This window comes from Maritalea sp. YIW29 (assembly GCF_057219265.1).
In genome coordinates this window covers 1,251,315-1,272,932 of sequence record NZ_JBXVVF010000001.1, presented here as the reverse complement: position 1 = coordinate 1,272,932, position 21,618 = coordinate 1,251,315, and the positions used below count along the sequence as shown (strand labels likewise).

The 21,618-nt window shown below is 49.4% G+C and carries 19 protein-coding genes and 1 tRNA gene; 13 read left to right on the top strand and 7 right to left on the bottom strand.

What is annotated here, in order from left to right; translation table 11 throughout:
* Nucleotides 1-115: 115 nt before the first annotated feature.
* Nucleotides 116-817 carry a glutathione S-transferase N-terminal domain-containing protein gene (locus AC2D8L_RS06160; RefSeq protein WP_484684558.1) on the top strand — a complete coding sequence of 234 codons (702 nt, stop codon included), beginning with the start codon at nt 116-118 and terminating at the stop codon, nt 815-817.
* Nucleotides 818-836: 19 nt separating this feature from the next.
* Here the strand turns inward: AC2D8L_RS06160 and AC2D8L_RS06155 are convergent, their stop codons facing one another.
* On the bottom strand, nt 837-1,262 hold the full coding sequence (locus AC2D8L_RS06155) for a DUF2147 domain-containing protein (RefSeq protein WP_484684557.1): 426 nt from the start codon (nt 1,260-1,262) through the stop codon (nt 837-839).
* A 357-nt stretch (nt 1,263-1,619) separates the two neighbouring features.
* On the opposite strand from AC2D8L_RS06155, the gene AC2D8L_RS06150 reads away from it, so the two are divergent.
* Nucleotides 1,620-1,709 (top strand) — tRNA-Ser (locus tag AC2D8L_RS06150).
* 304 nt (nt 1,710-2,013) lie between these two features.
* Here the strand turns inward: AC2D8L_RS06150 and AC2D8L_RS06145 are convergent.
* On the bottom strand, nt 2,014-2,673 hold the full coding sequence (locus AC2D8L_RS06145; RefSeq protein WP_484684556.1) for a GntR family transcriptional regulator: 660 nt from the start codon (nt 2,671-2,673) through the stop codon (nt 2,014-2,016).
* 307 nt (nt 2,674-2,980) lie between these two features.
* Between AC2D8L_RS06145 and AC2D8L_RS06140 the strand changes: the two genes are divergently transcribed.
* The 10 genes from AC2D8L_RS06140 (at nt 2,981) to AC2D8L_RS06095 (ending at nt 15,634) form a co-directional block, all read left to right on the top strand.
* Nucleotides 2,981-4,048: a Gfo/Idh/MocA family protein gene (locus AC2D8L_RS06140; RefSeq protein WP_484684555.1), complete on the top strand. Its 1,068-nt coding sequence runs from the start codon at nt 2,981-2,983 to the stop codon at nt 4,046-4,048.
* A gap of 111 nt (nt 4,049-4,159) precedes the next feature.
* Nucleotides 4,160-5,170: a TRAP transporter substrate-binding protein DctP gene (gene dctP, locus AC2D8L_RS06135; protein WP_484684554.1), complete on the top strand. Its 1,011-nt coding sequence runs from the start codon at nt 4,160-4,162 to the stop codon at nt 5,168-5,170.
* A 30-nt stretch (nt 5,171-5,200) separates the two neighbouring features.
* Complete coding sequence (locus AC2D8L_RS06130) at nt 5,201-5,707, top strand: TRAP transporter small permease (protein WP_484684553.1); 507 nt, start codon at nt 5,201-5,203, stop codon at nt 5,705-5,707.
* On the top strand, nt 5,704-6,999 hold the full coding sequence (locus AC2D8L_RS06125; protein ID WP_484684552.1) for a TRAP transporter large permease: 1,296 nt from the start codon (nt 5,704-5,706) through the stop codon (nt 6,997-6,999). Before AC2D8L_RS06130 ends, AC2D8L_RS06125 begins: the two co-directional genes overlap by 4 nt.
* Before the next feature lie 4 nt (nt 7,000-7,003).
* Nucleotides 7,004-8,893, top strand: coding sequence for a bifunctional sugar phosphate isomerase/epimerase/4-hydroxyphenylpyruvate dioxygenase family protein (locus tag AC2D8L_RS06120; RefSeq protein WP_484684551.1), 1,890 nt, complete (start codon nt 7,004-7,006; stop codon nt 8,891-8,893).
* A 78-nt stretch (nt 8,894-8,971) separates the two neighbouring features.
* Nucleotides 8,972-9,781, top strand: a complete 810-nt coding sequence (locus AC2D8L_RS06115) for a citryl-CoA lyase (protein ID WP_484684550.1) — start codon at nt 8,972-8,974, stop codon at nt 9,779-9,781.
* A 121-nt stretch (nt 9,782-9,902) separates the two neighbouring features.
* Complete coding sequence (locus tag AC2D8L_RS06110; RefSeq protein WP_484684549.1) at nt 9,903-10,826, top strand: sugar phosphate isomerase/epimerase family protein; 924 nt, start codon at nt 9,903-9,905, stop codon at nt 10,824-10,826.
* A complete protein-coding gene (locus AC2D8L_RS06105) occupies nt 10,807-12,216 on the top strand; it encodes an aldehyde dehydrogenase family protein (RefSeq protein WP_484684548.1) in 1,410 nt (469 codons plus the stop codon). Before AC2D8L_RS06110 ends, AC2D8L_RS06105 begins: the two co-directional genes overlap by 20 nt.
* 12 nt (nt 12,217-12,228) lie before the next feature.
* The gene (locus AC2D8L_RS06100) at nt 12,229-13,998 is read left to right on the top strand and encodes a thiamine pyrophosphate-binding protein (protein ID WP_484684547.1); all 1,770 of its coding nucleotides are present in this window, start codon (nt 12,229-12,231) and stop codon (nt 13,996-13,998) included.
* A gap of 652 nt (nt 13,999-14,650) precedes the next feature.
* Complete coding sequence (locus tag AC2D8L_RS06095) at nt 14,651-15,634, top strand: hypothetical protein (protein WP_484684546.1); 984 nt, start codon at nt 14,651-14,653, stop codon at nt 15,632-15,634.
* Between the two features lie 162 nt (nt 15,635-15,796).
* On the opposite strand, the gene AC2D8L_RS06090 is transcribed toward AC2D8L_RS06095, so the two are convergent.
* Complete coding sequence (locus AC2D8L_RS06090; protein WP_484684545.1) at nt 15,797-17,050, bottom strand: spinster family MFS transporter; 1,254 nt, start codon at nt 17,048-17,050, stop codon at nt 15,797-15,799.
* Between the two features lie 119 nt (nt 17,051-17,169).
* The gene (locus AC2D8L_RS06085) at nt 17,170-17,829 is read right to left on the bottom strand and encodes a DUF4386 family protein (RefSeq protein WP_484684544.1); all 660 of its coding nucleotides are present in this window, start codon (nt 17,827-17,829) and stop codon (nt 17,170-17,172) included.
* Between the two features lie 156 nt (nt 17,830-17,985).
* On the opposite strand from AC2D8L_RS06085, the gene AC2D8L_RS06080 reads away from it, so the two are divergent.
* Nucleotides 17,986-19,017, top strand: a complete 1,032-nt coding sequence (locus AC2D8L_RS06080; protein ID WP_484684543.1) for an AraC family transcriptional regulator — start codon at nt 17,986-17,988, stop codon at nt 19,015-19,017.
* A gap of 56 nt (nt 19,018-19,073) precedes the next feature.
* Here AC2D8L_RS06080 and AC2D8L_RS06075 read toward each other — a convergent pair whose 3' ends face one another.
* From AC2D8L_RS06075 to AC2D8L_RS06065, 3 genes are read right to left on the bottom strand one after another with little or no spacing between them, the layout of a single operon-like run.
* Entirely contained in the window at nt 19,074-19,766 is a 693-nt protein-coding gene (locus AC2D8L_RS06075; protein WP_484684542.1) for an RraA family protein, read from the bottom strand.
* The gene (locus AC2D8L_RS06070; protein WP_484684541.1) at nt 19,766-20,458 is read right to left on the bottom strand and encodes an alpha/beta fold hydrolase; all 693 of its coding nucleotides are present in this window, start codon (nt 20,456-20,458) and stop codon (nt 19,766-19,768) included. Before AC2D8L_RS06070 ends, AC2D8L_RS06075 begins: the two co-directional genes overlap by 1 nt.
* The gene (locus AC2D8L_RS06065; RefSeq protein WP_484684540.1) at nt 20,455-21,579 is read right to left on the bottom strand and encodes a cobalamin-independent methionine synthase II family protein; all 1,125 of its coding nucleotides are present in this window, start codon (nt 21,577-21,579) and stop codon (nt 20,455-20,457) included. Before AC2D8L_RS06065 ends, AC2D8L_RS06070 begins: the two co-directional genes overlap by 4 nt.
* Nucleotides 21,580-21,618 lie beyond the last annotated feature (39 nt).

Below are 21,618 nucleotides of genomic sequence, written 5' to 3'. Positions count from 1 at the left end.
ATAGGATAATGGTGTGCATCAACGCCATACACAAAACCGTGGTTGCGCTTTACTTGATGCCACTTCGCAACTACACGATTTATGTCACCCCGATTGTTTCTTCAGGAATGTCATAATGCACCAGCAAAACGCCCCGATTGAACTACACTTTTGGCCAACACCGAACGGGTTCAAAGTAGCGATTATGTTGGAGGAACTTGGCGTTCCTTACAATGTTAATCTGGTCAATATTCGAAAAGGGGATCAGTTTAAGCCTGACTTCTTGGAAATAGCGCCAAACAATCGAATTCCGGCCATTGTCGACCCCGAAGGCCCAGACGGCAAGCCAATTTCAATCTTTGAATCGGGCGCCATTTTGCAATATTTGGGCGAGAAATTTGCCCAGTTTTTTCCCGATGATCGACGGGCGCGTGTTGCCGTAAATGAATGGTTGATGTGGCAAATGGGCGGTTTTGGCACGATGTTGGGGCAAAATCATCACTTTGCCAATTATGCGCCGGAGAAAATTCCCTATGCGATTGAGCGTTTCGTGAATGAAACAAGCCGGCTATATGGCGTGTTGAACCGCCGTTTGGAAGGGCGAGACTATGTTGCTGGCGATTATTCAATTGCGGATATGGCGATGATTGGCTGGTCGCTTTTCCACAGGGGGCAAGGCATCAATATCGCTGACTTCCCCAACGTTGTGACTTGGCAGAAACGTTTGCTAGAACGCCCCGCCGTGCAACGAGGCCTTGCGTTGGGCAGAGTAGAACGCGAAAAAATGGAACGCGCTAGCGACAAAGAAGCGCTGAAGATATTGTTTGGCCCAAAATAACGTTCAGGCCTTTATCGGTTTAGGAACCGATTTTGACCCAATCTTCATGCAAGCAGAAGATCCTCAACACACAACCGCGGACACGAAGCTTATTGTTAGCGCGCAATTGAAGCGTGCCTTCATACATTTTGCCGTCTAGTGGGTTGTAAAGTTCTCCTGGGTGAACGCCTCTTTTTGCTGCTTTGCCAACGCGTAGGATTGGCATGCCCATGATCGGGCGTCCGTTTAGTTTTGGGTCTGGGTTGTTAATGTCGCGCAGACCCGGTTTTGCTGGCTTTGAAACAATTCCACAAAATTCAGACCCACAGCGTTTGATGGTAATTTCGGCTTTGTCTTTGGTCAGCCAAATACCAGTCGGGTCCGCAGAATATGCAGCGGACGCAGAAAAAGTAAGCAAAATCAGCGATATCGCCAATAACAAGTTTTGTGGCATTTTACCAAACACGGTTCGTTCCTCATCCGTATTAGTGCCTAATATCGCCAAACGTTACATCGCACGATGTCGTCTGACAATCACCTTGGTCACCCATTTCAACATCTATCGATATGAATACGCACAGTTTAAATTGCAATGATTAAAAAAATTAGATTCAAATTAATTTAAGCTTTTGCCTTTGGCGGATCAAACACTTTTTCAGATTGATTGACGACTTTCCGCTTTGCCAGAATGCCGCTGATTTCGCGAATATGCGAGATGGTTTCATGTCGCAGTTTCTCATTAAATCGCGCAATTCTGCAAAAAATCAATATTGCACAAAATAGTGCTTGCATACTGTGGCTTATGTTGGGTATTCACGTCCTCGGAGAGGTGGCCGAGTGGTCGAAGGCGCTCCCCTGCTAAGGGAGTAGGCGGGTAACTGTCTCGAGGGTTCGAATCCCTTCCTCTCCGCCATTCCCTTCGAAATTCCATTTATTACAGTGACTTATCAGCTGGCTTTTGTACGCTGGCGCTTTGTGGCTGGGGCCAATTTATACCTGAATCTAGCAGTTTTGAACAAAACCAAACAAATTAGGCATAATTATCCGCGCAGTCTGCACTATCATGTCCTGTAGCTTTGAGAATCAAGCGGCGGCGCCCACAAGTGCTGGGATTGCCTACGTTCAGGAACAGTTAGTTTGTTCACTTCAATTCCTAAGGGCTTAAAGATAGTTTTCCCTAATCCGTGTCGGTGTTCCAATTGGTTGTTTTGAACTCGTTACAAGGCAGCCAAAGAATGCTCAAGACCTTTGAGAATGTGGACCTTTAGCGTTTCTTGGGCTTTTGCGGATTCGCGGCTGAGTGCTGCTTCGAACATTGTCTTGTGTTCGGCTGCGGCGTCAGCCCCTCGGTTGGTTAAAACCAACATTTGGTAACGCAAATATTTATCGTAAAGAACAGCATGAAGATCTAGAAGGTTTTGAGAGTCGCAGGCTCGTATCATCGCGAGATGAAATTCCCAGTCATATTGTTTCCAGAGTTCTTTTTCTGTGTCGTCGCCAGTAAGAAGTTTTGTCTCCATCAAGTTTAACTTGTGGTGGGCTGCAACAAGATTTCCTTCCCAGTCAGCATCGCCATTTTCAATCGATAACTTCAGTGCATGGCATTCTAAAAGTACCCGTAGGTTGGCGATTTCGACTAGGTCTTCTTTGGAAACGGGCGTGACGAAAAATCCACGTTGTTCCAGTGCTTCGATGAACCCTTCGCTGGCCAAACGGTTGAGCGTTTCGCGCAAGGTCGACAGGCTTGCGCTGTATCTTTCCTTAAGCGCGTCCAATTTGAGCTTAGACCCTGGGGCAAGCTCACCGAAAATAATGTCATGCTTTATCCGGTTGTAGGTACTTGAGCCGACGGTATCGGAGTTGCGCTGTTTTGCCATGTTTCACCAGATATTTTTTCGATAATCATTCGATTAGCACACACCGTGATAATCATCAAACTGGATAATAATCTGATGAAATAGAAAATATCTGATGATATTGCAATGGGCAAAGATTCGGCTTAGTGTGTTCGGATGCGGTCAGAAGTCTTCATGGATGATGGCCAGATAACGAGTGCTTTTAGAGTCTGAGGATAGATATGCTCCGCCCACCACAGATTGCCAATAACCATGATCTGCACTTCAAGCTGTGCAATATGACGAGTTGCGGACCTAACGCTGTTCCCATGCTTGTGGGGGGGGATGCATGTCTGGGTCTGTAAAACTGGTGATTGCTGGCCTCGGCCTTGTCGGTAAGAGACATGCAGCGGCAATCAAACAAGTGGCGGGTGTGAATTTGGTGGCCGTTGTCGACCCCAGCGACGAGGGGAAGGCTGACGCCGCCGAGATTGGCGTGCCTTGCTATCATGACCTTCAGACTATGTTTGCAGAAATGACGCCCGACGGCGTTGTTCTTGCGACCCCCACGCCGTTACATGTCGAGCAGGGCATAGAATGTGTAGCACATGGCTGTGCGACGCTGGTGGAAAAGCCGATAGCTGTCACCGCGGCGGAAGCAAGCCGTTTGGTTTCCGCCGCAAAGCGCGCCAATGTGCCTCTTTTGGTTGGGCATCACAGACGACATAACCCCATTGTGCAAGAGGCGCAAAAGCTCATCAATGATGGTAAAATTGGGCAGGTTAGGGCTCTTCATTCAACATGTTGGTTCTACAAGCCAGACCACTATTTCGATGTTGCACCTTGGCGGAAAAAGAAGGGTGCGGGCCCAATTTCAGTTAATTTGGTGCACGACGTTGATTTGATCCGTTCATTCTGCGGTGAAGTTGTGAGCGTGCAGGCACAGGCGACCCCATCAATGCGTGGTTTTGAAAATGAAGACCTAGCCGCAGCATTGCTTACATTTGAAAGTGGAGCAATTGGTACGATTGCAGTCTCGGATACGATTGCATCGCCCTGGAGCTGGGAGCTGACATCAAACGAATATCCAATTTATCCGCCAACTGCTGAAAGCTGTTACCAAATTGGCGGTACATTGGGATCGTTGTCGGTGCCTGACTTGCGACTGTGGACGCATACAGGGGAGCCAGATTGGTGGAACCCTATTTCTGCAACCACAATGCTGCGTAAAAACTCGGACCCACTCCTAAATCAAATAGAGCACTTCAAGGCCGTAATCTGTGACGGCGAGCCACCTTTGGTTTCCGGTGAGGAGGGGTTGAAAACCCTTGAGGTCATTGAGGCAATTCAGCGTGCGGCAGAAACAAAACAGACAGTTTTTGTGAATGCATCTGGCACTAATGAAAGAATTGCATAAAATGATAGCTCTAAAATATCAGATATTTTGCAAAACATATTGCATTTTTGGATAAATATGTTTAACTCTACAATCACAAATGTGATGATTATGCTTACGGGAGGAACTCGCATGATTAAGAAAGTAACACGTCGTACTGTGTTATCCACACTAACGGCGGCTTGTGTCGCGGTTGGTTTTGCTGGTGGCGCAATTGCAGCGGACAAAATCAAACTTCGCTTGGCTACATCTGGTTCAGAAACTGACCAGCGTTCTGTCGCGATGGCGGAAGTTTTTGGCCCAGCTGTTTCAGAATTTGCTGAATATTTGCCAGGCTACAATGGCACGCTATTCGCTCAAGGAACTGAACTAGAGGCCATCAGTCGTGGCAACCTAGAAATGTCGATTGCGTCGGCGCAAGAAATGGCCCAGTTTTTCCCTGAGTTTTCGATCTTTGCAACCGGTTATGTGCATCAGAATGCCGAGCATCAAATCAAGGTGTTCAACGATCCATTGATGGATCCATTTAAGCAAAAGGTGGAAGACGAACTTGGCGTTAAGCTCTTGGCTGTCATGTATTTGGGCCGTCGCCATGTGAACTTGCGGCAGACAAAAGACGAGCTAACGGTCATGACGCCAGCTGATCTAGCGGGTGTAAACCTTCGTATGCCGGGCACAGATGCATGGCAGTTCCTGGGTTCGGCTCTAGGCGCATCACCAACTCCGATGGCGTTCTCAGAAGTGTATACTGGCCTGTCTACTGGTGCGATCGATGGGCAAGACAATCCATTGCCAACGGTTGTGGATAAAAAATTCTACGAAGTTACAAAGCAAATCGTGCTGACATCTCATTTGGTTGATCTAAACTATATTGCGATTTCAAAAGCCGTTTTTGATGGGCTGACACTAGAGCAACAGCAACGTGTTGAAGGCGCAGCTAAAGCAGCAGCGCAAGCTGGTCGCGAAAAGCAGCTTGAGCTTGAAGGAAACCTAACAGCGTTTTTGGAAGAGCAAGGATTGCAGGTATACTCTCCAGATCTAAAGGCTTTCAGGGATCATGTGCAGGCTCAGTATGCGAGCAGCGAACTTGCAAAAAGCTGGCCTGAAGGTGTGTTGGACAAGATCAACGCTCTAGGTAACTAAGCAACTGACGAAAATCGCGGGGGAATCATCGTGAAGACACTAGTGAAATGGTTTTCCCGCGGCGCAGAATTCATCGCCGCCACAATGTTGGCGGCGATGTTCTTCACCTTCATATTACAGATATTCTCACGTTACGTCTTACAGACCCCATTTGGCTGGACGCTTGAGCTAAATTTGACGCTCTGGCTTTGGATCGTGTTCTTTGGGGCGGCGTTTATCGTCAAAGAGCAAGACCACGTCACATTTGACATTTTCTATTTAGCGGCACCTGCGCCTGCACGAAAGATCATGGCGCTGATATCAGCGGCCGCAATCGTTGGCATTTTTGCTTGGGCGTTTCTGCCCACATTGGATTACATCGATTGGATGAATATCCGCAAAAGCGCGACGCTCAAAATCCCCATGAGAACCGTCTTGTCTATCTACGGGATATTCATGGCCGTAATAATCGTTCGATATGGATGGCGGTTTGTTCAAACTTGGCGAAATGGGCCGCCCGACGACCACTATTTGGTTGATATGGAGGAGGACAAATGAGTTTTGAATTAGCCTCCTGTCTTATTACATTATTCTTCCTTGCAGGTATCGGAACGCCAATTGGTTATTCGATTATCTTGGCTTCTACTGTCTATCTCGGCTTGGCGGGGTTAGACGTTGCTTTGGCCGGAGAAAAAATATCACAAGGCCTTTATAAGAGCTTCGTTTTGCTCGCGGTGCCTCTGTTCATTGTTGCCGCCAATATCATGAATGCGGGTACAATTTCGGAACGGCTGCTGACCTTCTGCGTCGCCGCTGTTGGTCGATTTAGAGGTGGGTTGGGCCATGTGAATGTTGTCGCCTCCCTTATCTTCTCCGGCATGTCAGGTTCAGCTGTCGCTGATGCGGCAGGGATTGGCAAAATCATCATTGAAATGATGACCAAAGAGGGACGATATTCGCGCGGCTATGCTGCTGCGATCACCGCGGCTTCTGCTACCATTGGTCCAATCATTCCGCCTTCAATTCCCATGGTGCTTTATGCGCTGGTTTCAAATCAGTCCATAGGGGCACTCTTCTTAGCAGGCATTGTGCCAGGCCTGATCATGGGCGGCGTATTGATGGTGATGAATGCCTTTTTGGCTGGCCGTCGAGGATTTGCGCTCGAAGAGCCGGTGCCGCTTAAGGAGCTACCAAAAGTTACAGCAAATGCATTTCCTGCACTGTTGATGCCAGTGATCCTTTTGTATGGCATTTACGGTGGCATTACGACGCCAACCGAAGCTGCAGCAATTGCTGCTTTATATGCTTTGGTTTTGGCAGGGGTCTTTTACCGCGCATTGTCAGTCAAATCGCTCTACCGCATTTTTGTCGAGAGTGCGCGTTCATCTGCTGCCGTTGGCTTGGTGATCGGTGGGGCACTGATCCTGAATTTCATTGTGATCTCTGAAAATATTCCGGGCATGATGTCTGATGCACTCACCGGTTTGGACGTGCATCCGTTGGTGTTTCTTATTGGTGTCAACATTCTGGTGCTGCTGCTTGGTTGCGTGTTGGACGCCACGACCATCATTCTTGTGATTGTGCCGTTGTTCATTCCAACCTGCAGGGCGCTTGGGATCGACTTGGTGCATTTCGGCGTTCTGGTGGTGGTGAACTCTATGATCGGGCTGATTACGCCGCCCTACGGGATATTGTTATTTGTCATAAACGCAGTGACCGGCATACCACTCAAGGAGATGATCCGAGAAATATGGACCTTCTTGGCGGTGCTTATTGCGGCTCTATTGGTCATGATCTTGGTGCCTGATATCGTTCTTTGGTTGCCTCGCGTGTTTGGCTATCAGGGATAGTATCATGTCACTTTGCATGGCAACTACCTCTGTTCCTGGCACCTTACCGAAGAAGCTGGAGGTACTTGCGGACGCCGGATTTGATAGTGTTGAGTTGCATGAGCCCGATTTTATTGGCTTTGCGGGGAGCGCCCAAGATGTCAAATCTCTGGCGGACTCGTTCGGGTTGCAATTGGCAGTGCTGCAACCATTTCACGGATTGGAAGGGTTACGTGGCGCTCAGCGTGTCCAGGCATTCGATCGTTTGAAACATAAACTTGATCTGGCGAATTCACTGGAAGTTGGCCAACTCTTGGTTGCTAGTTCTACACATGCAGAGTGCACCGACGAATTGAAATCGATTCAAACGGATTTCGCGGATGCTGCGGATTTGGCAAGCGAGCGTGGCATTCGGATCGCATTGCTGGCGCGGCCTTGGGCAAAAACGCTGAACTCGGATCAAGACGCTTGGGATGTCGTTAACGCAGTTGGTCGTTCGAACTTTGGACTGGCGCTAAATAGCTTCTTTTCCCTAGCAGACGGCACCAAACCTGCAAAGTTGCGGGACATGTCGGGTGAAAAGCTCTTTCATGTTCAACTTTCCGATGCGCCAGCCTCAAAAATTGATATTCGGTTTCTAAAAAATCAGCTTGGGTTATTGCCAGGTCAGGGCAGTTTAAACCTTAAAGGGTTTGTGCGCGTGTTGGCGCGCAATGGATATAAAGGGAACTGGTCACTTGCGCGTTTGGGCGCAAAAAATATGGGCGGCAGCGCGTCGCAGATAGCGGCTGATGGATATCGTTCACTTGTGAACCTTTTGGATGACGTCGCCCGCATCGAGCCAGCATTTCAACCAAACTTGCCTGATTTGCCGCCGCGTGTGTATGCCAGCGGTTTCGAGTTTATCGAATTTGCAGCGCAAGAAACTGACGGCGGATTGCTGGTGAATACTCTTGAAAGCATGAGCTTTAGACGAGAACGTCAGCATATCTCAAAGTCCGTTGAACTCTGGCGCCAAGGTGCAATCAACATTGTCGTCAATAAAGACAAAAACGGCTTCGCGCATCAAACCTATTTGCAGCATGGCCCTTCAGTTTGCGATATGGGCCTTCGCGTTGAAGATGCAAACCAAACGGTTGAGCGGGCATCGGGTTTGGGCACGAAGCAGTTTTCACAACCTGTTGGTAGTGGTGAATTGGATATCCCTGCGATCAAAGGCGTGGGCGGAAATGTAGTTCACTTCATCGACGAGAAATCTGATCTGCATAGGGTTTGGGACATTGAGTTTGATCTTGTTCCTCAAAATAGTCCGGTGCAGCCAGCCGGTTTGCGTCGTATCGACCATGTTGCTCAAACGATGAAATATCAGGAGATGCAGAGCTGGCTTCTTTATTACACTTCTACATTTGAGATGGAGAAATCGACTATCGTCGATGTCGCTGATCCATCCGGATCAGTTCTTAGTCAAGTGCTATCCAGCCCCGAAGGTGAAGTTCGCTTGAATTTAAATGGAGCGCAATCCAATCGCACATTTGCGGGGTCATTTCTTGCGGAGAGATATGGTGCAGGTGTCCAGCATATCGCATTTTCAACCGACGACATTTTTGAAACATCGCAAGTTTTGCAGCATTCAAATTTTGACCGGCTAATTATTTCACCAAACTATTATGCTGACTTGCAAGCGCATTTTGGGCTGCAGGACGAAATGGTTGAAAGGCTTCGTGATGGAAACATTCTATACGAGCGCGAAGGTCAGGCAGAGTATTTCCAGATTTACAGTAAGCCGCTTTTTAATGGGTTCTTCTTCGAAATTGTCGAGCGGCGAAACGGGTTCGTTGGGTACGGGGCGCGAAATGCCGCTGTGCGGCTTGCGTCCCAATCCAACTGTCAAATGGAAACCGAAGAGCTGGGGTGAGGCAATTCTCACGCGAAGTCCAATCTATCCATCTGAAGGGCTTTGCAACCAGCAACATTAATTTGAAGGCGAGTGCCAATGAGCGACAAATCAGACGCTGATGCGATCCAAAACTGGTGGCGAACGTCCATAATTGACATGGAACCGGGCAAAATCGAGTTTCGAGGAAACCCAATTCAAGACCTCATTGGCAATGTGACCTTTCCACAAATGATTTGGCTGATGGTCAATGGTGATATGCCCTCCAAAGCGCAGGCTGCATTGCTCGAATGTGCACTGGTTGCCGGTGTTGATCATGGTCCTCAAGCGCCCTCAATTGCTGCTGCGCGTATGGCAGCTACATGCGGGGTTGGGCTGAATAATGCGATGGCAACGGCGGTAAACATGTTGGGTGATGTCCATGGTGGAGCAGGGGAGCAATGCGCGGAACTCTACTATGATATTGCAACGCGTATGAGCGATGGGGCAACGCTGGAGAATGCAGTAAAAACTGGCCTTGATCATTGGCGTGCGACCTACGGCAAAATCGTGAGTGGTTTTGGACATCGATTTCACAAGCCAACCGACCCACGTGCACCAAGGCTAATGGCATTGGTGCGTGAAGCGGCAGAACGTGGTGTTGTTGATGGGAAATTCGCAGATATTGGCGAGGCAGTTCAAGCGGAATTGGGTGTGCAGCGTGGCGGGCGCCAGATCGCCATGAATATCGACGGCGCAACTGCGGTCATCTTTTGCGAGTTGGGTTTTGCGGCTCCCTTGTCGCGTGGATTATTTTGCTTGTCTCGGTCAGTGGGCATTCTCGCCCATGCGTGGGAGCAGATGAACCAAGGTGGGCGGAACAAAGGACCAATGCCGCCATCCTATTTGCCGCGTTACGAGGCGGAGTAAGCGTCCGATGGGGCGTTTTCTCGCTGAAAACAAAATAGGCCATCAGAGTTGATGTTTTAAATAATATCTGATATTTTATTGAAAATAAGATATTATGTAGAAACACGGTTCTGGGTAATTCATGGCTACGGCAAAGCACCAACACGAAGATGCCCCATTATATTCGCTTGCGCACCTCACCCTTATTGGGTGTTCTGTGCCTGAGCTTATCTATGTCGCTGCCCGTGCGGGTTATGATGCTGTCAGCCCGCGTTTCATCAAAATGAACGTACCCGGAGAGTTTGATCCCGATCCATTGGATGCAGGGCAAAAACAAGCCGCCAAAGCCGCACTGGCTTCAACCAACATTAAAGTATTGGACATTGAACTGGCGCGGATCACGGAAGACGTCGATCCTCGAGCATTTGAGCCTGCGCTGGAGTTTGGTGCCGAGCTTGGCGCCAAACACATGATTATGAGCGCCTGGACTGAAGGGCGGGACGATCGCAACTTCCTAGTCGATTGCTATGCTGAGACGTGCCAGATCGCTGAACAGTTCGATATCACCATTGATCTCGAATTTCCCAGTTTCTCACGGCTGCGAACGCTGGATGAAACATTAGATATTGTGCGCACCGCAGATCAGCCAAACGGGGGCATTCTGGTTGACACGCTTTATCTGCACCTTAGTCGGGTCGATATTGGCGAGTTGTTGCATGTGCCGAGCGAATTGCTCCACTTTTTACATGTTTCCGACTGTCTTCCCGGCATCGCAGACACGCGCGCTGGGATGATCCAGCTGGCGCGGGATGCACGCTTATATCCGGGTGAAGGATGGATTGATTATCAAGGCATTATTGAGAGAATGCCGCCCGTTTATCACTCATTAGAATTACCAAATCAAAGCCGCGTGTCTGAACTTGGATACGAAGAGCATGCTCGACGCTGCCTTGCACACGCGAAAACAACATTTGGGAACGCCCGCTCGAAACGGCGCGAGCTTGCCCCTGTAACAAATCAAACAAAGAAAATATCTGAGGAACATCATGGCGCGAGAGCTCACTGAAGATGACAAAATACTAGTTGCCGAAATGTTGAATCGTGCGCGCGTGGCGATGGCGGAAATCGAGAACTATTCGCAGGAAAAACTTGACCGGCTAGCACAAGCGATCGGCTGGTACGCGGGAAATGAAAAAACCTTCACCCGCCTTGCGCAAAAGGGCGTGGATGAAAGTGGAATTGGAGACCGTGAAGGTCGCCCTGCCAAACGGTTTAAAATTCATATGGTTCTGCGCGATGTTTTACGTACCCCTTCAACCGGTATTGTTGAAGTGGACGAAGCTAAAGGGTTGGTGAAATACGCCAAACCCGCCGGTGTTATTGCTTCGCTTATTCCCATGACAAACCCTGCGATGACCCCGCCAGTAACTGGGGTGTCCGCAGCAAATGCCCGCAACGCGGTGATCTTTTCACCCCATCCGCGCACAGCAGAAACAACTTACGAGATGGTAGAGGTTATGCGCGCCGCGTGTCGTGCAGTCGATGCGCCTGAAGACCTATTCCAAGCGGTTCGTCATCCTTCAATTCCGATCACACAGCATCTTATGGAAGTCTGTGATCTCACTTTGGCAACGGGCGGAAAACCAATGGTCAAAGCCGCCTATAGTTCTGGCCGACCAGCCTATGGGGTTGGGGCCGGGAACTCCTCAATCGTGATTGATGAAACCGCAGATATCGAAATCGCGGCGAGAAACACTCGAATTTCAAAAACTTCGGACTTTGGCTCAGGTTGTTCAGCAGACGGCAACATCATTATTCAGCGATCTGTCTATGACAAGATGGTGGCAGCACTTGTCGCCGAAGGTGGTTATCTTTGCGATGAGAAGGAGAAGGCGCTGCTTGAAAAAGCAATGTGGGACGAGAAGGGTAACCGCACATTCCCAACCATCGCCTGTCGCCCGCAACAAACGGCTGAAGTTGCTGGGTTTTCGATCCCAGAGGATCGCAAGTTCTTAATGGTGGAGAACCAAGGCCAAATTGGTGCTGATTTCAAATTCTCTAAAGAAAAACTCACCACTTTGATGGCGCTTTATCACTTTGAAACATTCAAGGATGCGCTTCATACTGTGAGCAGAATTTATGCTGTTGGAGGCAAAGGTCATTCATGCGGCATTTACAGCCATAATGACGCAAATATTGATGCACTGGCCCGATTAGCGCCGGTGAGCCGCATGATGGTGCGCCAACCCCAATCAAAAGCCAATGCTGGCGCGTGGACCAACGGAATGCCCATGACCTCGAGTTTGGGCTGCGGCATTTGGGGCGGCAACATCACCAATGAAAATGTCACCATGAAACACATGATGAATTACACCTGGGTAAGCCGGCCAATTGCTGAAGATCGTCCAAGTGAACAAGAATTGTTTGGTGATTTTTTCCAAACCGAAACCGTTTAAGGGGTGAGCACAATGAGCACCGAGAAAACAGTAGCTGAGCACGTTGTCGATTTTTTGGAACGGCGTGAAGTAAAACACGTATTCGGCCTTTGTGGACACACAAATATCGCTGTGCTGGCCGCATTGAATGAAAGTCCGATAGACTTCGTGACTGTGCGCCATGAGCAAATCGCGTCGCATGCGGCTGATGCTTATGCACGGGTGACCGGTACAACTTCGGTTGTTCTTTCTCATCTTAGCCCGGGCCTCACGAATTGTGCCACAGGTGTCGCCAATGCGGCGATGGATTGCATTCCTATGGTGGTTATCGCTGGCGATATCCCAACCCATTATTACGGCAAACATCCGCACCAAGAAGTGAACCTGCACGCCGACGCGCAGCAATATGAAATTTACAGGCCATTCGTAAAACGCGCCTGGCGGGTTGATCGTGCAGACTTGATGGCCGAGATTTTGGAGAAGGCTTTTCACCTAGCTGAAAGCGGTCAGCCGGGTCCGGTGCTCGTAAATGTGCCGATGGATATTTTTTCTGAGAAGATTTCGAGTGCTTCGTTCGATCGTATTATTGGCAATACCCGGAAACTGGTGAAACCATCGATTGATGACGAGACAGCACGAACAATCGTGAATTCTCTTGCAGAGGCCGAAAACCCAGTTATTTATGCTGGTGGCGGTATCTTACTCGCGAACGCTTCGGATGAACTTACCTCGTTCGTCAATCACATGGGGATACCTGTTGCTCACTCATTAATGGGCAAAGGGGCGGTGAGGGATGATCACCCATTGGTTCTTGGGATGACAGGCTTTTGGGGAACAGAGCTCGTCAATCAGTCATGTTTGAATGCGGATTGGTTATTTGCGATTGGTACGCGCTTTAAAGAAGCTGATTGCTCGTCTTGGTATCCCGGATACACGTTCAACATTCCGGGCACAAAAGTCATCCACATTGATATCGAGCCGTCAGAAATTGGCCGGAACTATCCAACCGAAATTGGTGTTGTTTCAGACGCGAACTCTGCGCTCAATGTGCTCAATCGTGTGGCGAGAGAAATGTATCCTGACGGGTTCAAGCGTCCGAAACTTGAAACCAAGATCAATGCCTTCCGCAAAGGGTTTAAACAGGGCAATCAGGAAATGGCGACGAGCGCCGCAATCCCTATGATGCCAGAGCGCATTTTGGCCGATACGCGCACAGCATTGCCAGAAGATGCGATTATCACAACAGACGTTGGTTGGAACAAAAATGGAGTAGGCCAGCAATTTGATATTCTAACACCAGGTTCGATCCTAACTCCTGGCGGATTTGCAACAATGGGATTTGGCCCGCCGGGCGCAATTGGCGCAAAACTCGCCGCGCCGGACCGGACGGTTCTATCCCTCGTTGGTGATGGAGGTTTTGGTCAAAACCCGTCGATGCTCGCTACCGCCGTGGAACTAGATTTAGGCATTATTTGGCTAGTGATGAACAACAATGCTTTTGGGACCATCGCAGGGCTTCAAAAAGCCCATTACGGCATCACCTATGGCACAACATTTCCTGGCACTGCGGCTCAACCAGAATATGGCCCCGACTATGCCCAGATTGCTAAAGCCTATGGTGCTGTTGGCGTGCATATTGAAACGGCTGAAGAGTTGCTTCCTGCATTGCTCAAGGCCATCGAAAGCAACAAACCAACTGTAATCGATGTACCGATGGTCAATAATCCGACGCCAACAACGGGGCATTGGAATATTTTGGATATCTATTCGCCAGACAAAGATGTTTCGCACGTTTCCACTTGATACCGGGCGTTCACAATGCTCCCTTGTTTGAAGACGGCTTGGCTTTCTCACGCGTTCAATTGTATTTGCTGCAAACTTGATCAATGCCAATACCTCACTGGAACAAAGTCGCAGCAAACGCAAAAAAACAACATGAATTAGACGATAATTTCATGCTTATGTATCGAGTTTTGGCGCGAATTACACAGTTCGTTCAGTCTCGCATTGACTAATACGTTGTGTGCTGGCCGACTGGGCTCCGCATTAAGTGGGAAGTGATGACAACCGAAGTTGCTCGTTCTGATTTTTCCAACTGGCTGCACTGAGCCGGCTCCGCAAGCTACTGCAAGACGCGCGAAGGTCAACTTACGTCATTCTTCAAGATTAGGGCGTGTGAGCCGGTTTCGTTCTAATCAGTGACGTCTCACCGAGAAGCGGCCAGTCATGTGCCGTTTTCCCTCTCTTGTTTAATTTTTGATAAGCGTTACAGTCACCGTATGGGACCAAAGAGCCTTCAATCTATACGATCATCTGCAAAGAACGCGACCATGCGTCTGCTTGCGGTGCGCTCAAAGCGTCCGGGTAGAATTCCTTTCTCCAGAATGCGTGCGGGTCCGGGTCACAAGTAACTCGACCCACCCCATAAAATTAATGCATTCAAAAAGGAAATATCATGTCATCACATGACCGTTCACTCTATCTGCAATATGCAGAGGCCCTGCAACACCCAGGCGATTTTTCTGAAGCAGTTGCGTCGTTTTTTACTGCAGACGCCAACATAAACGTTGTCCATCCGTTCAATCAAACACAGGGTGCAGCCGCATATTTCTCGAGATTTCTGCACCCGTTGCAACAGGCTTTTGATGGTCTTTATAGACGCGACGATATCTTCATGGCTGGCCAATTTGAAGGTCAAGATTGGATCAGTTCGACCGGTTATTATGTAGGACGCTTTGCCAGAGATTGGATTGGCCTAAAGGCCACAAATACGTTGAGCTATCTACGTTACGGCGAATTTCACCGTATTGAAGACGGCAAAGCCGTCGAAAGCTACATTTATCTGGACATTCCCGAACTAATGATCGCTTGCAATCAATGGCCTCTGACCATAGGACCTGGTCTGTCACGCGGATACACCGGGTTGATCCAAGGACCTGCGAGCCGGGACGGTGTCATCACAAGCACCCCTGATCCTGCCGAGGGTCAGCGCAGTTATCAAATTGTGACAGATATGCTTGCTAGACTGGCAACCAAGGATGAAGCTTGGCGACCTTACTGGCACAAAAACATGATGTGGTATGGGCCCGGCGCATTTGGAAGCTTTGTTGGCGTCGAGGAATTTGCATCGTTCCAAGTACCTTTCGAGTCCCAGTTTGACGAATGGTCTGGTGGCTCCAAGGACAATGGGCTGACAAAGCATTTCACAAGATATGGTGATGGAAATTACACCTGCTCTGGTGGATGGCCATCTCTAACCGGTATAAACGTGAAACCATTTCTGGGGCAAGGCCCCACACAAAAGCGAGTCTTTATGCGCGTTTGTGACTGGTGGCGGCGAGAAAACGAGCTTCTCGTGGAAAACTGGGTTTTTGTTGATGTCCCGCATGTTTTGCTGCAGTTGGGGTATGACCCGTTACCACATTGGTCGGGTGTGTAAGGTGAGTTCCGCTAGTTTGCTTAGCTGACTTTTGAGACCATGCATTTCGTGTTAAGCATTAGAGTGTCCGCAGCATCTGCGGACACTCGACCGACAATGGGTTAAGGCCAATTTGTCCACGAAACCAAATTTAGACCCTATCGTCTTTATGCGGTGCGTCGCTTAGGCGCGCGCGGCAATGTCGACGTCGGGTATTGTCTTCATTGCCACCCAATAGTGATACGCACTCCACACGCCAATAAGCTGGACGGTCATTATTGCCCATCCCAGAGACCGAACACCTTCGCTGGCAAATACTGTATCACTTAATATGCCAATGAGCGTTGGGCCGATGCCGACACCCACTATCGAAAATGAGAACATAAATATTGCCGTCGCCATGGGGCGCATCTCCGGTGCCATTCGTCCATGCAAAAAGGCGAATGTGGGTCCCCAAAAAACGCTCGCTAAACCGATAGGGACAAGCAGGCACAATAGGGCCGGTATTGTTGGCGTTAGCAGTGCAAATGCGGCCGAAAACGGTTTGCCAATCAAAATGGCAGCGACAACCATTCCCAATCTAAATTTTGGATGAGATGCCCCGAAATGATCGGCCAACCAACCGCTTCCCCATGTGATTAGACTACCAAGGATGCCGGCACTTAATGCAAAGAAAATGCCGGTTTGAATCAGTGAGAGATTGTGCGCCCGTATGATGAATGTTGCGTTCCACGCCAGGCCTGCATGGGTCAATATTGATGCGAGTGATACGCCAATCAGCGCATGTCTTAGACCGCGATCTTGCCAAATAACGCCGAGTGTTTTGAGAAACAACCTGTCTGTTTCGTCAGGTGCATTTGGCGCGCGTGGTGGCTCTTCTACCGTGAAAAAGAACAAAAAGGCCAGCAGCAGACCGGGCACCGCGGCCAGCACAAAGGCCCATCTCCAGCCAAGTAACTGACCAGCAAATCCGCCGATGAGAAACGCAAGCAAAACGCCAAGGTTGGCACCAACCACATAACTTGCCATCGCAGAAGTGCGTCGATCAGGCGGGAACAAATCCGAGATAATGGAATGCGCTGGCACGACAGCGCCGGATTCGCCGATGCCAACACCTATCCGCGCTAGCATCAGTTGCCAGAAATTTTGCGCACCTGCGACGAAGAACGTCAATGTGCTCCAAATTGCTGTGGTGATGCTGATGATATTTTTACGATTTGATCGCGCGGAAAGCTTTGCAATCGGGAAGCCAAATAGAGTGTACACAACGATCAATACACCGCCGGACAAGAGACCCAGCTGTGTATTGGTTAGAGAAAACTCTTCAGAAATGTCATCAAGGAGGATCGAAATGATTGTTCGATCCATTTGGTTTACCGCCAGTATCGCAATAAGCAGTAAAAGTATGTAGCGCGGATTTTTTGTGCCCGGAATCATTTTCAACCTCAAACGCGCTTGTTAGCGACATTTTATGGCAATGTTGTTGTTCCATTTCAACAAAAAAGCGCCCCTCACATATGCGAGAGGCGCTGGGCACATTGGTGAAATCGCGCGAGCTATGCCTTTTTCGTCAAAACAACGACACCGACCCAAATAAACCACGCGATATAGCCTAGGCCAAACAAAGATCCTGCAATATCGTTGAGGGCAGGCACGATCGTGAGCAATCCAGATGTGCCAATCACAAGGGAAAACCAGCCTAGTGTTTTGGGTAAAATGCCGGTGCGCAAAATTGCACATGCGATAATTAGGGCCCAAATGGATCCTGCAATCTCATTGCCGCCACCAAGACCATTTTCAACACCGCTGAAAACTTGCCACATCTGGACAGCACTTTCAGGATTTACTGCATATTGAGCGATGACGACTTCATTACCAACATTGGCCACCATGCCAGCACCAACAACCAACGTTGCCCAAAGTGCCCCAAAGGTCTGAACGCTTGATGCGAGCGCGGGTGCATGTGGTTTAAAGATATCGGCAAGAACAATTGCAAGCAGCGCCACCATGAAGCCGTTGGCCACATAAATGATCATGTTCCACCACGTTATCAGTGCGGTTTCGTTGACAATAAACTCAACTGTTTTGGCGGGGTCTGCATCGGAACTGCCAAAGCTAGTACCGGCCAAAACTGTCACAAGAACAATAAACCCGTAAATATAAGAACCTGCCGCACCAAAGGCCGCAAATGCACCCCATTTTTGTAGTGAAAACATTTTGATCATCCCGTTTTTTTGCAGCGAAGCTGAGTTCGCTTGTTTTGATGATCAGTGTTTACTGAACATATTGGCATTTGGGCATGACCGCCTGTTTCAACCTGTTGGCATCTGGCGTCATTTTGTGTATTTTTCGAAGCAGCTTTTGGAGGGCATATGTCACAAGCAACTGTCTCAGCAGGAATATTTCGCTCGCTTGCAGATTTTGCCGAAGAGCAAGGGATCGACCGGGCTCAATTGCTTGCCGCCGCCAATGTGCAAGATTCTGTCCTGAGTGATCAGGATGCCCGTATCCCCTATACCTCTTATGTTGCGCTAACGCGTACGGCCATCGACCGAAGTGGCGATCCTTTGTTAGTGTTGCGACACGCTCTAGACACACGCATCAAAAAGATCAGTGTCGTTGGTTTGATTGTTGGGTCTGCCGCTTCATTTCCCGACGCCATGACTCAGCTCAACCGTTATGCGAAGCTCATGGTTGAGATAGACATTATGGAGGGACAGCAACGTTTCAGCGTTACGACGGATGATGGAGAGTTCTGGATTACGGACAATCGTCCCGACCCAAACAGTTTTCCAGAATTGACGGAGGCGTCGTTTGGGCGCCTAATCGGCGAGTTCCGCCATAGTTTCCCCGACAGTCCGTTCGCATTGAAAATTGACGTAACGCACGCCAAACCCATCCATGCGGAACCGATGGAAGCGCTTCTAAAGTGTCCGGTCACATACAACTGCACGCGAAATGCTTTGCAAATCGACCCTATTTGGCTGCAACGCCCATTTGAAAACACATCCAGATATGCCTTTGGGATCTTTACAGAAAAAGCCGATGCTCTTCTCATCGAACTTGAAAAACAGGACAGTATTCGTGCCCGAATTGAGACAATCTTGCTTCCACGACTTCACAAGGGCGATTTTTCCATCGACGTCATGGCTTCAGATTTGGGAATGAGCCGCGCAACATTGTATCGCCGATTGAAGGAAGAGGGCACAACGTTTGCAGAAGTTGTAGACGAATTGCGTTGCCGAATGGCGTCTGACTACTTGTCTGCCCGCAAAGTGTCCGTCAATGAAGCGGCTTATTTGGTCGGTTTCTCCGAAGCGTCATCCTTTGTCCGGGCATTTAAACGTTGGACTGGTCAATCACCGACAATGTATCGAAACGATTTGCTCGCCGCCTCCAGTTGATCAAAACTGAAAGAGAAACACTCATGTCCTCTGGTCATCTCGGACACCCGCTGAGGCTAAGTGCGCGCTTTTTCGAACGCTGACCAAGCGGCTTCGAACGCTTCAAAGTCAAACCCATCAGCACGGGCTGGGCCCAAAACCAGCTGTTCTGTTTCTTGCATTTTTCCAAGCGCGGTGCCAAGTTGCGGTATAATTTCAGGTGGCACGACAACCGCACCGTGCCGATCGGCATGAACAAAGTCACCCTGGCAGATATGCAACCCAAAGATGTTTGCCGGCGTTCCCAATTCGGTAACATGAACAAAGCCGTGACTTGGCCCAACCGATCCGGCCAAAACAGGAAATTCTGGTGCCATGTCACCCAGATCACGCATCACGCCATTGGTGAGCGCGCCAGACATACCAAACCCTTTGTGGACGGTGGTGTTCACTTCACCCCAATATGCGCCGATACAGTCTGGAAAATCTTGGTCTTCGATCACCGCAATTGAGGGCTTTGGACCCTCAGCCATCGCCTTGTAATAGGCCATTCGTCGCGCGCGGATTTTGGCAGCATCTTCCGTAGGTGGCGCGAGCGCTTTAATCTTTGCGGTTACAGCGTAGCCAGCCATAACTTCACCCGGCGCAGAACACAGCATCGTGCCGCGCGTAAAACCATTGAAACCGCGCTTGCCCTGCGCGACCTCAATCGCATTGCAAACACTTGGTGTGTCGACTGAGCGCAACAATTGCAAAAGTTTCTCGTCCATCATTCCTCCAGCCAGCGGGCCATGGCTGCATTTGTTGCAGCGGGTTGTTCAAGCGTCGGCAAGTGTGCTGCGTTCTCGATGATTTCCAGAACTGAACCAGCGACAAGCTCATGCATCAATTCATGACGCTCAACCGGGCAAAGTCGGTCTTCGCGGCCGCACAATATTAGTGTTGGTACGTCAACCTGACGAAGCGTCTCCTGACGGTCTGGGCGATCACGAAGCGCCAAGGATTGGCGCAAAAATACCTCAGAACCAAGATCCATCGCCATGTCCATACAAAGATCCAGGACCGCCTTCTTGCGTGGCCCATCGATCAAGTAGTTTGGCTTCATCTCGTCGCGCATTACCTCACGAAGTTTACCTTGTCGGACCATTTCCATTTGCGGCGTGCGCTTTGCGGCGACTTCAGGCAGTTCGGCACGTGGATTTGTATCCATTAATGCCAATTTTTTCACCCGCTCAGGCGCTTGCGCCATTATTTCCATGGCAACAATTCCGCCCATGGATAATCCAGCCAAAGCGAATTGTTCGGGCGCATTTTTCAAAACTTCTGCGGCCAAAGCAGCAGTTGTTTCGTGGTTACTCAGGGGTGCAATGTGGATGGCGCGATCAAGACCGAGCGCCGCGATTTGTGGCGCAAACAATCGCGCATCGCACATCATACCTGGCAATAAGACAAGCGGTGTCACTTAACCAACGCAGCCCCTTCAGCTAAGGCTTTCAGCTTCGCGTATGCGATGTCGGGATCAACAGCGCCGAAACCTGCAAAGGTGCCAAAGCCGCAATCGGACCCGGCAATAACGCGATCATGGCCCACAATATCAACAAACCGCTCAACCCGTTGCGCGACCAATTCGGGGTGTTCCACAAAATTGGTGGTCGTGTCGACAACACCGGGAACAAGGATTTTGTTTTCTGGAATATCTGCTTTGCGATCGCGAAACACTGACCATTCATGGCCATGCCGCGGATTAGATGTTTCGAACAACACATAATCGGCTTTTGCCGACATTAGTGTATCGAACATTTTGGCCATCGGAATATCGCAAACGTGCGGACCTTCATAATTGCCCCAACATATGTGAATACGCACCTTTTCGGCCGGAATATCGCTGAGAGCATAGTTCAATGCATCCACATGGCTTTGCGCAACTTTTACGAACTCGTCGTCAGACAAATCAGTGAACAACATATGGCGGCTAAGCGCCAAATCTGGGCAATCAAGTTGTAGATCAAGGCCCGCACCGACAATGGTTTCATATTCTGTCTTCATGGCCTCGGCCAATGCCGACAAATAGTCTTCGCGAGATTTATAGAACGAGTTTTGCAAGAACAACGAAATAACACCGGGTGAGGCGGCGTTCATGAAGCCGCTGTGCGCGCCATGCTCATCGATCGCCGCCTTAAGGTTGGCTATGTCCTTTTCCAACTCGCCTTGGCCTTTGGACTTAACTTCGCCAACGCACATTGGGCGCGCATATTGTGGTGTGCCGCCATCATCTGCCAAACGTTCCAGAAATTTTGGAAACAGTTTTAGGTCCGCTGGCGCATTGCGCGGGCTATCGCCGCCAAATCCTGTGTAACGATCCTTCACGTACGTTGCGTAGCTGATTTTTGATGTTTCACCGTCCGAAACGATATCAATACCTGCATCAACCTGCTTACGCACCGTTTCAGAAACAGCGGCCGTCATAGCCGTATCAAAAGCTGCCAGATCATAATCCTCTTCCCGCTCGCGTGCGAAGATGAAATCCACCACTTCTTGCGTGCGGGGTAGGGAACCGACATGGGTTGTTTTCACTTTTGACATCACAACAATCTTTCTGTTTGCATTCCGTTTCTGTGCAGC

Excerpts from the sequence above, each read along its gene's own strand:
- AC2D8L_RS06160 (WP_484684558.1), top strand. The coding sequence starts at position 116 with ATGCACCAGCAAAACGCCCCGATTGAACTACACTTTTGGCCAACACCG.
- AC2D8L_RS06145 (WP_484684556.1), bottom strand. The coding sequence starts at position 2,673 with ATGGCAAAACAGCGCAACTCCGATACCGTCGGCTCAAGTACCTACAAC.
- AC2D8L_RS06140 (WP_484684555.1), top strand. The coding sequence starts at position 2,981 with ATGTCTGGGTCTGTAAAACTGGTGATTGCTGGCCTCGGCCTTGTCGGT.
- dctP (WP_484684554.1), top strand. The coding sequence starts at position 4,160 with ATGATTAAGAAAGTAACACGTCGTACTGTGTTATCCACACTAACGGCG.
- AC2D8L_RS06125 (WP_484684552.1), top strand. The coding sequence starts at position 5,704 with ATGAGTTTTGAATTAGCCTCCTGTCTTATTACATTATTCTTCCTTGCA.
- AC2D8L_RS06120 (WP_484684551.1), top strand. The coding sequence starts at position 7,004 with ATGTCACTTTGCATGGCAACTACCTCTGTTCCTGGCACCTTACCGAAG.
- AC2D8L_RS06115 (WP_484684550.1), top strand. The coding sequence starts at position 8,972 with ATGAGCGACAAATCAGACGCTGATGCGATCCAAAACTGGTGGCGAACG.
- AC2D8L_RS06110 (WP_484684549.1), top strand. The coding sequence starts at position 9,903 with ATGGCTACGGCAAAGCACCAACACGAAGATGCCCCATTATATTCGCTT.
- AC2D8L_RS06105 (WP_484684548.1), top strand. The coding sequence starts at position 10,807 with ATGGCGCGAGAGCTCACTGAAGATGACAAAATACTAGTTGCCGAAATG.
- AC2D8L_RS06100 (WP_484684547.1), top strand. The coding sequence starts at position 12,229 with ATGAGCACCGAGAAAACAGTAGCTGAGCACGTTGTCGATTTTTTGGAA.
- AC2D8L_RS06095 (WP_484684546.1), top strand. The coding sequence starts at position 14,651 with ATGTCATCACATGACCGTTCACTCTATCTGCAATATGCAGAGGCCCTG.
- AC2D8L_RS06090 (WP_484684545.1), bottom strand. The coding sequence starts at position 17,050 with ATGATTCCGGGCACAAAAAATCCGCGCTACATACTTTTACTGCTTATT.
- AC2D8L_RS06085 (WP_484684544.1), bottom strand. The coding sequence starts at position 17,829 with ATGTTTTCACTACAAAAATGGGGTGCATTTGCGGCCTTTGGTGCGGCA.
- AC2D8L_RS06080 (WP_484684543.1), top strand. The coding sequence starts at position 17,986 with ATGTCACAAGCAACTGTCTCAGCAGGAATATTTCGCTCGCTTGCAGAT.
- AC2D8L_RS06075 (WP_484684542.1), bottom strand. The coding sequence starts at position 19,766 with ATGGACGAGAAACTTTTGCAATTGTTGCGCTCAGTCGACACACCAAGT.
- AC2D8L_RS06065 (WP_484684540.1), bottom strand. The coding sequence starts at position 21,579 with ATGTCAAAAGTGAAAACAACCCATGTCGGTTCCCTACCCCGCACGCAA.